At 54.2% G+C, this 12,999-nt stretch carries 9 protein-coding genes; 6 read left to right on the forward strand and 3 right to left on the reverse strand.

From position 1 onward, the window contains the following. Positions 1–57: 57 nt before the first annotated feature. Positions 58–1,569 (reverse strand): amino acid permease, encoded by a 1,512-nt coding sequence (locus tag QN215_RS01755; RefSeq protein ID WP_369345025.1) that lies wholly within the window; start codon positions 1,567–1,569, stop codon positions 58–60. A gap of 479 nt (positions 1,570–2,048) precedes the next feature. On the opposite strand from QN215_RS01755, the gene QN215_RS01760 reads away from it, so the two are divergent. The 3 genes from QN215_RS01760 (at position 2,049) to QN215_RS01770 (ending at position 6,474) form a co-directional block, all read left to right on the forward strand. Then, positions 2,049–2,606 carry a MarR family winged helix-turn-helix transcriptional regulator gene (locus tag QN215_RS01760; RefSeq protein ID WP_369344427.1) on the forward strand — a complete coding sequence of 186 codons (558 nt, stop codon included), beginning with the start codon at positions 2,049–2,051 and terminating at the stop codon, positions 2,604–2,606. A 182-nt stretch (positions 2,607–2,788) separates the two neighbouring features. Continuing rightward, positions 2,789–4,558 (forward strand): ABC transporter ATP-binding protein, encoded by a 1,770-nt coding sequence (locus QN215_RS01765; protein ID WP_369345026.1) that lies wholly within the window; start codon positions 2,789–2,791, stop codon positions 4,556–4,558. An 86-nt stretch (positions 4,559–4,644) separates the two neighbouring features. After that, positions 4,645–6,474, forward strand: a complete 1,830-nt coding sequence (locus tag QN215_RS01770; protein WP_369345027.1) for an ABC transporter ATP-binding protein — start codon at positions 4,645–4,647, stop codon at positions 6,472–6,474. Positions 6,475–6,647: 173 nt separating this feature from the next. On the opposite strand, the gene QN215_RS01775 is transcribed toward QN215_RS01770, so the two are convergent. Both QN215_RS01775 and QN215_RS01780 read right to left on the reverse strand, forming a co-directional pair. Further along, entirely contained in the window at positions 6,648–7,502 is an 855-nt protein-coding gene (locus QN215_RS01775) for an SDR family oxidoreductase (RefSeq protein WP_369344428.1), read from the reverse strand. 273 nt (positions 7,503–7,775) lie between these two features. Next, on the reverse strand, positions 7,776–8,846 hold the full coding sequence (locus QN215_RS01780; RefSeq protein ID WP_369344429.1) for an FAD:protein FMN transferase: 1,071 nt from the start codon (positions 8,844–8,846) through the stop codon (positions 7,776–7,778). 213 nt (positions 8,847–9,059) lie between these two features. On the opposite strand from QN215_RS01780, the gene QN215_RS01785 reads away from it, so the two are divergent. The 3 genes from QN215_RS01785 (at position 9,060) to QN215_RS01795 (ending at position 12,988) form a co-directional block, all read left to right on the forward strand. Continuing rightward, positions 9,060–10,754, forward strand: a complete 1,695-nt coding sequence (locus QN215_RS01785; protein WP_369344430.1) for an FTR1 family protein — start codon at positions 9,060–9,062, stop codon at positions 10,752–10,754. A 131-nt stretch (positions 10,755–10,885) separates the two neighbouring features. Beyond that, positions 10,886–11,497 carry an iron transporter gene (locus QN215_RS01790; RefSeq protein WP_369344431.1) on the forward strand — a complete coding sequence of 204 codons (612 nt, stop codon included), beginning with the start codon at positions 10,886–10,888 and terminating at the stop codon, positions 11,495–11,497. Between the two features lie 216 nt (positions 11,498–11,713). Then, entirely contained in the window at positions 11,714–12,988 is a 1,275-nt protein-coding gene (locus QN215_RS01795) for a Fe-S-containing protein (protein ID WP_369344432.1), read from the forward strand. The last annotated feature ends 11 nt before the right edge of the window (positions 12,989–12,999 follow it).

The raw sequence follows: 12,999 nt of genomic DNA on the forward strand, positions 1-12,999 counted from the left end.
AGGCAACAAAACTCGAAGTCTTGACTCGTTTTGCACACGTCAACCAAGGCATGAAAACTACTGGATGCCCTTTCGTTCGCGTTGTGAGTGCAGGCTTCTGCGATGGTGAATCTCGTAGGCGACAAGCAGGAGGGCTATCCAGACTGGTCCGACCAGCACTGCGATGCGATAGCTCGGAGAGAACCACATCAGCACGATGATTGCTCCCAAGAACACAAGGACGATCATTCGGCTCCATCGTGCCACGGGGAGTCCGAAATGAAGCAGATTCAACGCATCTGCGCCATGCTTGCCTGCGAATTCATTCGGCCCTTTGCCTGCGACGATTGCCTTGCGGAAATGAGATTCCGTAATCATGATCATCGCCCAGTTGATGACACCAGCGATGGTCGCGATCGACATCAGATAGTTGAAGGCGAACTGTGGCCAGAGGAATACGACGACAACCGCAAGCGAGATGATGATCGCAGAAGTAAGCACGCCCGCAACCGGAACGCCGTTGCGGGATACCTGGCGGAGATACCGTGGCGCATTGCCTTGCCGTGACAGTGAGTAGAGCATGCGCGAATTGGCATAGAGCCCTGAGTTGTACACGCTCATGACTGCCGTCAAACATACGAAGTTGAGGATTCCCGCCGCAGCGTGGACGCCCACTGACTGAAATATCTGCACGAAGGGGCTGACGACCGTTCCCTGCGCGTTGGCCCTGCCGATCATGTTCCACGGAACGACAGCCATAATCACGCCCAATGCGGCGACATAGAAAATCAGAATGCGCCATATGATGCTGTTAGTCGCCTTGGGGATGGTCGTTCGCGGGCTTGCGGTTTCGCCTGCGGTAATGCCGATGAGCTCGGTTCCACCGAAGCTGAACATCACCACAGGCAATGCCATAAGCAGCCCGGTCCAGCCCTGAGCAGAGGAATGACCGATGATGCCATGCGGCATGAAACCCCCGCCAATATCGAACCAGTGAACGAAGGATGCTGCAACGCCGTTGGTCGCTCTGATCTGGAAGGCGACGATGAATAGGCCACCGACGATCATTGCAATGACTGCAACGATCTTGATGATCGCAAACCAGAATTCGAATTCTCCGAACTTGCCCACGCCCAGCAGATTGGCTGCGGCTATCAGCACCAGGAAGAATGTTGCAGAAACCCATGGGGGAATGTTAGGAAACCAATAATTCACGAAGGACCCGACGACAGACAGCTCGACCATCGAAACCAGCACGTAATTGAACCAGTAATTCCAACCAGAGATGAATCCAGCACGCTGAGACCAGTATTTGCTCGCATAATAGCTGAAGGCTCCGGCCGCAGCTTCCTCGGTACTCATCTCGCTGAGGGCGCGGACGACGAGAAATATGATGATGCCGCCTGCAATGTATGCCAGCAGTATGGATGGGCCAGCGATGGAAATTGCCTCGCTTGAACCATAGAACAGTCCAGTCCCTATCGCACCACCCAAGGCAATGAGCTGAATCTGACGATTTTTCAGCGATGTGCGGAGTGATCGCTGCGGTGTCGGGTCGCTTGCATGATGCGTGCTCTTGGAGCCATGCATTGCTCGTGAATCATGCTCCGCCTGTGAACCATGTTCCGGGCTCTCGGAAGCAACTTTTGAGTCTGTCGAATCCACCGAGCCTTCCGAATCTACCGCATCTTCCGTCGTCGTTGCCTGTATCTGCATGGCTCGCGCTGCCCCTTGTCCCCTCATGCCCTTCACACATACGTATGCACAGAACGCATGTATGCCCAAACACACGTATGCCCAAACAATAGTACGTTGAGCCCGAGCCGGGGCCAAGAATATGGAATGTGCCTTCTGGCTTGCCGCTGCAACTTCATCGGCTGCATTCGCACCAGGCTGCAGCAATGGATCTTTCCCATCAGGCATCAGACACGATGGCTGAATGTGCAGGTTTGAGCAACAGGTGAATATTGGTGAGCAGTATTGGTATTTCATGCTGTGAGCAATATGCTAAGGTTAATAATAAACACTGTTAGATAAATGGTGTACAGTGACTCTCGATTGGAGGTGCAATGGGTTTTTCAGAGGAAGCCTACGAGCAGATGAGCCGCAATTTTCGGCGCGCTCACTTTGGAATGATGAAGAAAGCGAATCGTGAGGCGCAAGGCGAGCCGCTGATCTTAAGCATTCTGATGCGAATGGGGGAACAGACGCCGTCAAGACTCGCTGAGTTCTCGGGCAGTAGTTCTGCACGCATCAGCGCCATTCTTGGCGCGCTTGAGAAAAAAGGTCTGATCACACGCCGCATCGATCCTGATGACCGCCGAAACATTCTTGTTACCATCACGGATCAGGGCAAAGAACGCATTAACAACAATCATCGCGAGATGCGAGAAACACTCAAGTGGGTCTTTGAGCAGATGGGGGAAGGGAAAACACACGACTTCCTGAAGCTCATGAATGAGTTCGTCACCTACATGTCGCTCACCCATCCGGGGGAGCCCCGTCCGACAAGGGAGCAGGTGCACGATGCTATTAATGAGGCGCAAGACAGCTTCGAAAAGGAATTTTCAGCTGCGAACGACCATGCGAACGACCCTACGAATGACGATGTAAGTAACGCTGCGTAGGAGATGATGCCTATGCATCGGTGAATGCCCCAGCACAACATGCAATGACAGGACAGAACCGACAGAACAGAACTGACAAAACCGACAGAACTCATAACAATTCTTAACTGAATACTTAACAGACACACCATAACCACAGCAATGAGGTCGCTACGGACCTCACATAGTCCTTGGAGGACTTCGTGCTTCGTATATGTAAATATCTATCAAAACAAGAGATCGCAGAACTCGTTCTTGGGGTTGTTCTCGTGGTCACTCAGGTCTGGTTCGACCTGAAACTGCCTGACTACATGTCGGACGTCACGCGAATCGTGGAGACGCCGAACTCGAAGGTTTCGGATGTCTGGACTGCGGGCGGCAAGATGCTGCTCATCTCGCTCGGCTCCATCGCATGCGCGGTCGCCACCGGATTCATTGCAGCCCGCGTATCTGCCACCTTCACACAGCGTCTACGCTCGCTTGAATTCAAGCAGGTTGAATCGTTCTCGACCGAAGAGCTCGGCAAGTTCTCAACCGCAAGCCTGATCACACGTTCCACCAACGACATCACACAGATCCAGATGTTCATCACCATGGGGCTGACACTGATCGTCCGCGCTCCAGTCATGGCGGTATGGGCAGTGCTCAAGATCGCAGGCAAGGGCTTTGAATGGACTGTCGCCACAGGCATCGCAGTGGCCTTCCTGGTCGTTGCCATCGCCATCTTGATGGCTATGGTCGGCCCGAAATTCCGCAGCATGCAGCGCCTCACCGACAACATCAATCTTGTCGCACGCGAGAATCTGACCGGTCTGAGAGTCGTACGTGCATATAATGCCGAGGACTATCAGGAAGAGAAATTCGACGAAGCCAACACGGATCTGACTTCAACGCAGCTGTTCACCAACCGTGCGATTGCCTTCCTGATGCCGCTGATGAACACGGTCTTGAATGGACTGATGCTCGCTGTCTATTGGATTGGTGCGTATCTGATCGAGCAGGCAACGATTGCGAACAAGCTCACGCTCTTCTCGAACATGGTCGTCTTCTCAAGCTATTCCGTGCAGGTCATCATGGGCTTCCTGCTCATGAGTATGGTCTTCGTGTTGCTTCCCCGTGCCAACGTTTCGGCACAGCGTGTGCTCGAAGTGCTCGATACGCCGATTTCCATAACCGATGGCAGCGTGGAACAGGGTGAAGCGGATCAGCAGGGTAGCGTCGAATTGCGCAATATGGGATTCAAGTACCCTGACGCCAAACATAATGTGCTTGACAACATCAGCTTCAAGGTCAGCAAAGGCCAGACGATTGCCTTCATCGGCGCAACCGGTTCAGGTAAATCAACGCTTATCAACCTGATTCCACGCTTCTATGACGCCACGGAAGGGCAAGTGCTGGTTGACGGAGTCAATGTGAAGGACTACAAGCTCAGCGCACTCCGCGACAAAATCGGATACGTGCCGCAGGAATCCTTCCTCTTCCGAGGAACCGTCGAATCCAACATCGCGTATGGAGCGAAGGCCAACAATGTTTCTGAGGAGCGCAAGAAGGCGGGAATCGAGACTGCGGCATCCATCGCGCATGCAACCGAGTTCGTGGAAAAGATGCCAGAGGGCTTTGATTCTCCCATCGCTCAGTCCGGATCGAACGTCTCCGGCGGTCAGAAGCAGCGACTCTCGATTGCCAGGGCAGTATGGAGCAAGCCGGAGATTCTGATCTTCGATGACTCATTCTCCGCTCTCGACTTCAAAACCGACCGTGAGGTGCGTGACGCGCTCGCCCGTGAAACCAAGGGCAGCACGGTCATGATTGTCGCCCAGCGCATTGGAACGATCATGAATGCGGACATGATAGTGGTGCTCGATCAGGGAAGAATCGTCGGCATGGGCACGCATAAGGAGCTGCTGGACTCCTGTGAAATCTACAGGCAGATAGCTGAAAGCCAGCTTAGCGCAAAGGAATTGGTGGACTGATGTCTTCAGCACAAACGCAATCAAGCAATCAGCAATCAGGCAGTCGTCAAGGGTCTCGTAGAGGCATGGGCGGCCCTGGACGCGGCATGGGCAGAGCGGTCGAAAAACCGGAGGACTTCAACGTCTCCATGCTCAAGCTCGTCAAGTTCATGCGCACCTACATTCCCGCAACCCTGGTGGCGCTCGTTCTCGGTGCAGTGGGAACGATCTGCCAGATCATTGGGCCCGACAAGCTCAAGGACATCACGAATTACATCGCCAACGGCCTCCCAGAGATCATCAATGGAAGACCTGTCCTGCGTTCGATCGACATGACTTCGGTCGAGCATGTGGCCTATCTGCTGGTCGGCCTCTACGTGGGATACGCCGTCCTCAGCTACCTGCAAAGCTGGATCATGGCAACGATCACGCAGAACACCGCAAAGAAACTGCGCGATTCGATTTCCAAGAAAATCAACAGGCTTCCACTGAAATACTTCGACAAGGTAAGCTACGGCGATGTGCTCAGCCGCATCACGAACGACGTGGATGCCATCGGCGAGACGCTCGGCCAAAGCCTGGGAGCACTGATCACCTCGATCACGCTTTTCGTGGGCTCGCTGGTCATGATGTTCCTCAACAACGTGATCATGACCATCGCTGCAATCGCTTCAAGCATTCTGGGCATCGTGCTGATGCTCGTGATCATGAAGATATCGCAGAAATACTTTGTGCAGCAGCAGGTCGCCCTCGGGCAGGTCAATGGCCACGTAGAAGAGAAGTACACCGGTCACGTCATCGTGAAGGCCTATAACGGCGAGGCGGATTCCATCAAGGAATTCGAGCGATACAACCAGAGCCTGTACGAATCCGGCTGGAAGTCGCAGTTCCTTTCCGGTCTGATGATGCCGCTCATGAATTTCATCAGCAATTTCGGATATGTGGTTGTCTGCGTTGTCGGTGCGGTGCTCGTCATCAATCATTCGATAACCTTCGGCGTTATCGTCGCATTCATGATGTACATCCGCCTGTTTACACAGCCGCTGAGCCAGTTTGCTCAGGCTTTCCAGAATCTGCAGCGCACGGCGGCAGCTTCGGAACGCGTTTTCGGATTCCTCGAAGAGCCGGAAATGGCAGATGAGTCGAAGAAGCAGACTCTGCTCGGTCAGGATGCCGCAGGTAATCCGGTACCAGTGAAAGGCAGCGTCGAATTCGACCACGTCCGATTCGGATATGACCCCGATACGCCTGTGATTCACGACTTCAGTGCAAGTGTCAGTGCCGGAGAGAAGGTTGCCATCGTTGGCCCGACAGGTGCCGGCAAGACCACCATGGTCAATCTGCTCATGCGTTTCTACGATCTTTCAGGCGGAGAAATTCGCATCGATGGCGTTTCGACGCATGATGTTCCCCGTTGGAATGTGCACAGTCAGTTCTCGATGGTACTGCAGGACACCTGGGTGTTCCGTGGCACCATTTACGAGAACGTCGCCTATGCGAAGAAGGGCGTAACCCACGCCGATGTCGAACAGGCATGTGCGGCCGTCGGTCTGGATCGTTTCATCCAAACACTTCCGGAAGGCTATGACACCAAGCTCGATGACAAGACGTCGCTTTCGCAAGGTCAGCGGCAGCTGCTCACGATTGCCCGTGCCATGGTTCAGAATGCGCCCATCCTGATCCTTGACGAAGCGACCAGCTCGGTCGATACTCGCACCGAAGAGGTCATTCAGAAGGCCATGGACTCTCTGACGGTCGGGCGTACGAGCTTCGTGATTGCCCACAGGCTATCCACCATCAAGAATGCCGATCTGATTCTCGTCATGGATCATGGCGACATCGTCGAACGTGGCACCCACGACGAACTTCTCGCCAAGGGTGGCTTCTACGCCGACCTGTACAACAGCCAGTTCGTTCAAACCGATCTCACGGCCTGAAGCCTGGCGTTTTCGGTCTGAATCGTGGCGTTCCTTCATGGTTCGGCCGAGATAACGCGATACGGGTGTACGCGAAGTGTGTGTCAACACATGCCTCGCGTACACCTTTGTGTATGTACCCAGATGCATCCAGTGCGTTCACCTGCGCAAACTGCGAGTCGCCTCAGACGCGCCTATGCTACAGGAGTTTCCGGGGCGATTTCTTCGGCCTTGGTGACCAGCTCGTTCGTCGCTCCGGCACCATCCTTGGCCTTGCGCGTCCAGATGTCTGCAAGCTGGCTCTGCTGGTCATCGATGATTGACTGTGGCAGTACGTTTCTGTACATAGGGTTCTCGTCTTTGATAATGGCGATTGCCTTATCGATAACAATCTGTGGGTCATACTGCTCATGCGGGAAGCTGAGCTTCGCATAATCAAAGACTGGTTTCGGCATGTCGCTGCCCCAGTTGCGGTGGCTTTCAAACATGCGGTCATTGAATCCAGTCAGGAATGGGCCGGGATTGATGGTCAGCACATCGACATTGTATGGCCGTGTTTCCTTGTACAGTGCTTCGGCAAAAGCTTCGACTGCATGCTTCGAAGCTGAATAGGCTCCAGAGAATGGATCGACGGTCAGGCCTGCGACTGACGACATGAAGATGATGCGGCCGGATTTTCTGGCTACCATCTTGCGCGCCACAATCTGCGTCAGGGCAACCGGGCCGATGACATTGGTCTGAAGCTGGGCATTGATGGCCTTTGCTGGAATGTCCAGTACGGAACCGCCCTCGCTGATGCCCGCATTGTTCAACAGGACATCTATATCCCAGCCTTCGACCTTGCTGCGGTCGTCAGGCGACGTAACATTGAGCTTGTCGAATTCGATGTTTTTCAATCCCCGTTTCTTTGCCTCCTGCTCGAGTGAGAATATCTGTGCGTAATCCTGAGTGGTTGCAATGATGCTGTACCTGCTGTCCTGCGCCAATCCGAAGGCGATTCCACGCCCAAAACCTGAACCTGCGCCTGTTATCAACACGCGAATACTCATATATCTGTCCCTTCGGCGGTCAGCCCACCCTCGTCTCTTTCTCTTACCGTGTCCCACTCTAGAGATTGATACCTGATATGTCTCAGACCTGCCGACTATCCGCTTGACGCGAAAGCCCCCCTCGCCAGCCTGCGTGCAGCGAATATGGGTCGGATATGCGAGTTTTGTTGCCTTTTGTGGGTATACACGCTCAAAATCGTTGAAAAGTGGACAGGATTATGCCATTTTCAGCGAGGACTACCTCAGAATTGTCGCAAAACTCGCAATCGCGGTCTATTTCTGCGTGAAAAAGGTGCCGGGGAAGTGCTCAGATGCGCTCGCATGACGGTCTGCATGGAGCATTGCGCAGTCAAAGGTGACCTGACCGGCAAGATGTGAAGCGAGATGGTCGGGATTGGTGACGAAGAGTGCGGTTGAGAGTGCATCTGCCCAGGCTGCGGGATGGCTGCGTACAATCTCTGGGTTGCCTCCATGTGAGACTTGCACCCATGTGGCAGCGATGCTTCGCACCGGTTCTCCGTCAATCGCGTTCAGCAGGTGGTGCATGAGCAGCAAATGGGAATCCCTCACGACCGATGGGGGATAGGACGAGCCCTTCGATTCGCTGTCGGGATTATTGGCGATATTGGAATCGCTGGCGGCATCGGGGTCATCGGGGTTCTTGACGAACCAATGCCGCCGACTGGGAGCAGATGCACAGAAGGAGGCATCGCTGAGGGAAACGGTTCCTACGGCCTGTGTCGTATCCTGCGGATCTTCAAGAGCTATGGATTGCGGCTGCAATGTGCGTACGCACAAGTCTCCACCGGCATCAATGACATAGGATACCTGCGGTTCCAGCAGGGTTGCAATCTGGTCGGCAATCATATCAACCAGGAAGCCCTTGCCGGCCGCTCCGAAATCGAGCTGGACGGCACGATGGGTGCGCAGCGTGGAGCCATCGCGTTCAACGGCTTCTGCCCAGCATGGCCGACCATGAGCCGCGCCGTTATGTGCCAGCGCTTCGGGCAGCATCTCGAAACTCAAGTCGGGTCCATAGCCCAATCGCACCAAATCCGCACCAACAAGCGGGTCCACAGCGCCTGAAGTGGCGCAGTACAACGCATCGTAGATGTGGAACAGTGGAGCCAGATGTGCAGAGAACTCGAAGCTTCCTCCATGCGTGGCATGGGCGATGGCGCTTACGGTCGAATCGTCTCGAAATCTGGACAGTTCACTCTCGAAATGCTCGATCATCGCGGCAACGGTGTCTTGGAAATCCTGCGTTGCGGGCTGGTCAAGAGCGATGATAATGCCGGTTCCCAAGGCTTGTGGGAAGGTCACTATGTGAGATAACTCGCTCATGCTGCATCATGATCCTTCCCGTCTTGCATCAGAAACCCCGTCATTGCACAAAAAACTAATCGTTACACTATAAATCTGGAAATAACAAGACTGTATATCCTGACCTTTTCAGGTTACATTATGGGATTGGTGATACTCATCACACCCTTCACACGCCCACTAGAAGGCGAATGTATCGAGAATACATGAAGCGAACTTGGAGAGAGTCAGAACATGCAGCATAAGCATTCTGTTCAACGCAAAGGCTTGGGAGCGTTTGTAGCACTGGGCATCGCGCTGTTGTCGATTGCTGCCATGCTTTCACCCGCCAGGGCTCTTGCGTCAAGCGTCAGTCAATACGCAACGTGGAGTGAGATTTCCACCGCCATCTCGCAGCAGCTGAGCGAGGGGCAACGAGACTATGACTCCAATAACACGGCTGGGGCTGCATCCGACTTTGGCAGTGCCTACAACACCTTGTATGTGGCTACAAACTTTGCGAGCGTCACCAGCGACAAGCTCGGTACTCAGACGCAGCAGCAGTTGCAGCAGCAGTTCCAAAACATCCAGCAGCTTTCATACATGACCGGCAATGACGAAAAGATCCAGCAGGGGATTGCCAATCTCGATCAGCAACTGAGTGACACGGGCCAGAAACTCGACGCCGACAGCTCGCTTATGAAACCTGCAGCATATGCGCAGGCATTGAATGCACAAATTGATGCTGATCGTAAAAAAATAGATGCTGCGAAAAGAAACAAGAACAATGGCAAGGGATCGAGAACGTGGTCCGAAGTTGCGGCCCAGATGACCAAGATTCTTGACAAGGCTCAACATGCCAGCGATTCCGGTGACGGGCGCAAGGGATCCGACCTCGTCAACGAGGCATATTACCAATATTATGAAAAGCTTGGCTTCGAGAAAACCGTGATGAACGCCATCAGTGGCAATCGCGTATCTCAGGTTGAGTATCAGTTCAAAGAGACGCGCATGGCCATGGTGAAGGGCGAATCGAAGAGAACCGTCGCCACGCTTGTCTCTGATCTTCAGGGCATGCTCGTCAAGGATGCTTCGATTCTCGATGGAGGAGCCGCTGGCAAAGTCAGCCCGATGACGGCGTTCTTCACCAGCGCCTTCGGACAGGCCTTCGTCGTGCTGCTGCGCGAAGGCCTGGAAGCGATTCTCGTTGTTGCGGCCATCATCGCCTATCTGTTGAAGGCCGGGCACAAGGACAAGATCAGATACATCTATTGGGGCATTGTCGGCGGTCTTGGTGCCAGCGGCTTGGTCGCGCTGCTCTTCACTTTCGTTTTCAGTTCGGCTGGCTCGCATCAGGAGCTGCTTGAAGGGGTGACCGCGCTGATAGCTATGGTCATGTTGCTCTTTACCAGTAGCTGGATACTGTCCAAATCGTCGACCGAATCATGGAATCGCTATATCAAGGAGAAAACGGTTGCAGCAGTGTCGACAGGCAGCGTGATTTCGCTAGCCCTGCTGTCATTCCTGGCCGTTTTCCGAGAGGGAGCCGAAACCGTGATGTTCTATCAGGCAATCTTTACGATGGCTCCAAGCGGCAGCCGCGACATATGGGGAGGTTTCGCGGCAGCAGCCGTGCTGCTCATCGGCATATTCCTGCTGATCCGCTTCACTTCCGTGAAGATTCCCATTCGACCATTCTTCGCGATAACCAGCGCTTTGATGGCAATCATGGTGGTGATCTTCGCTGGTGGCGGCGTGCACGCGCTTATCGAGGGCGATCTGATTCCAGCAAGCTACTACCCATCAGTTCCAACGAACGACTGGCTCGGCCTGTATCCATATGCCGAGACGATTGCTGCACAGATCGTCGCCATCATTGCGGTCATCACGCTATTGCTGATCTCGTTGATTCGCTCTCGAAGAGAACGCAGGAAACAGGCAGTCGAATAGCGCAGCTTCATGCCACATGAACGCTTGCAAGACAAGGCGCTGAATGAGGCACTGAATGCTGGATCGTAAAGGCTTATGCAACGTCAACTGAAACCAATCAATAACCCTAAAGAAACAAGGAATACAACAATATGAAGAAGAAGACACTCATGATCGCCGCCGCGCTGGTGCTTTCTGGAGCACTCGCACTTTCCGGCTGCGGTTCTTCAGCAACCAGCAGCGGTGCGAAGAATGCTGCATCGGCATCTGGCAGCTCTTCGGCCAGTTCCAAAGGCTTCGAGGAGGTTCCCATCGGGGATGACCAGCAGGTCGGCCCACTCAACGTAGGCACCGTGTTCTTCCAGCCAGTCGATATGGAACCCGCAGGCATGGGTTTGAAGGCAGCGGATGCGAACATGCATTTGGAAGCGGATATTCATGCGCTTGCGAACAACGAGCTAGGTTACGGGAAAGGTGAATTCGTTCCCGATCTCACGGTGAATTACACGATAACCGATGAAAGCGATGCCAGCAACACCCAGTCGGGCACCTTCATGGAAATGAACGCCTCGGATGGTCCACATTACGGTGCAAACATCATGCTGAAGAAGGCGGGAAGCTACAAGCTGAGCTACAAGATCGAGTCGCCTGAAGCCAAGGGCTGGATGCTTCATGTTGATCCCGAAACCGGTGTGAAAGGCCGCTTCTGGACAACGCCGTTGACGGTGAGCTGGGACTGGGATTACACGCCACACGAGTGGTAGAAAATCCAGTGGTAGAGAACAGACAGTAGAGAATCCTGTGGTAATGAACTCGATGGTAGAGAACCAATCGGTAGACAATCCAGTGGCGATGAATCGAGCGGCACATGCCGCTTGTCGCTGGTGATGTGCTGGCAGTCGTGAAGGGCGTTCTGAGGCAATGGGAAGAATGCCCTTCACTGCGTGCGAGCGTGACAACTGTTTCGGGGAGGGGAGCATATGCTTGAACAGTTCGTTACGGTGATGCCGGGGACATTGGGCTCGGCTTTGCTGGTGATGTGTCTGAATGTGCTGCTGTCCGTTGGGGAAGGCAGAAAGCGGCCACGGAGCGCATATTGGCGCACTGCCGGAATGCTTGTGGGATTGCTTGCAGCCGTGGCGTTTGCGGCTTTGCGCGCGACCGCTGTCATCACCCAGCGCACCTTCATCAACTATCCGACGCTCGTATGCTGCGTCGTCGCTGACCTTGCGCTTATCGTGGTCGTCGTATTCGCACGGAGAATCACCCGCGACTGGAATCGTCATGCAGTCTGGCTTCACGTCGGGAATGCCGTCGCAGGCATCGCGATTGCCTTCACCATATTTCGTGCCTTGCCTGACGTGATACTTGAACTGACGATTTTCATAGAACCTGGTGATCCCGTTTTCACTTCCGCAATGCTGCTACGTGCGCTCGGCTTCATTCTGGGAGTGGCGGCGTCGATTATCGTTGCATGCATGTTCAGGTCGACGCGACTCACGGCTGCACCGCTTTGGTTTACGGTTGCGACACTGATGCTGCTGGCCTTGACTCTGGTTCAGCATCTGACATCGTTGCTTACCGTGATGCTTTCCGTCGGCGACATCATGCTTCACGGTCTGGGATTCCATCTGTTGGTGTGGCTCATCAACAATGCGGGCTGGCTTATCATCGCACAGGTATGGGTGTTCATCGTGCCGGCAATCGCAAGCGTCGTTGCGGGATTCAGCATGCCGGTCGCCGCACAGAATCAGGCGGATTCGCGTAGACACACCGCTGTGAAGCGCCGTGCGATGCTTTCGGCAGCGTGGACTGTGATTGCTGCCATCGGGGTGACGTTTGCGTTGACCTATGGCGTCGCTCAGACCAACAAGCAGCCGGTGCTCTCTCCTCCAGAACGCTATTCGCTGTCTCGTGACACTGCAACGATCAGGTATTCACAGGTGGAAGACGGACATCTGCACCGCTTCCAATACACGGCAAAAGACGGCACGGTCATGCGGTTCATCGTCATCAAGAAGAATGGCGGGGCATACGGCATCGGTCTCGATGCCTGCGATAACTGTGGCGATGCTGGCTACTACGAAAAGGATGGGAAGATCATCTGCAAACGTTGCGATGTCGCCATCAACCTGGCGACCATCGGCTTCAGGGGCGGTTGCAATCCCATTCCTTTCCCCTACACAACCAACCACGGCGCAATCGTGATCAACACTGCGGATCTTGATGCTTTGTCCAGCCATTTCAAGAGTTGAGGTGATGATGA

The sequence above is a fragment of the Bifidobacterium sp. WK041_4_12 genome (assembly GCF_041080795.1).
Classification (GTDB): Bacteria; Actinomycetota; Actinomycetes; order Actinomycetales; family Bifidobacteriaceae; genus Bombiscardovia; species Bombiscardovia aquikefiricola.

Coding starts and splice junctions, on each gene's coding strand:
- QN215_RS01775 (WP_369344428.1), bottom strand. CDS start 7,502: ATGAGTATTCGCGTGTTGATAACAGGCGCAGGTTCAGGTTTTGGGCGT.
- QN215_RS01780 (WP_369344429.1), bottom strand. CDS start 8,846: ATGAGCGAGTTATCTCACATAGTGACCTTCCCACAAGCCTTGGGAACC.
- QN215_RS01785 (WP_369344430.1), top strand. CDS start 9,060: ATGCAGCATAAGCATTCTGTTCAACGCAAAGGCTTGGGAGCGTTTGTA.
- QN215_RS01790 (WP_369344431.1), top strand. CDS start 10,886: ATGAAGAAGAAGACACTCATGATCGCCGCCGCGCTGGTGCTTTCTGGA.
- QN215_RS01760 (WP_369344427.1), top strand. CDS start 2,049: ATGGGTTTTTCAGAGGAAGCCTACGAGCAGATGAGCCGCAATTTTCGG.
- QN215_RS01795 (WP_369344432.1), top strand. CDS start 11,714: ATGCTTGAACAGTTCGTTACGGTGATGCCGGGGACATTGGGCTCGGCT.
- QN215_RS01770 (WP_369345027.1), top strand. CDS start 4,645: ATGGGCAGAGCGGTCGAAAAACCGGAGGACTTCAACGTCTCCATGCTC.
- QN215_RS01755 (WP_369345025.1), bottom strand. CDS start 1,569: ATGCATGGCTCCAAGAGCACGCATCATGCAAGCGACCCGACACCGCAG.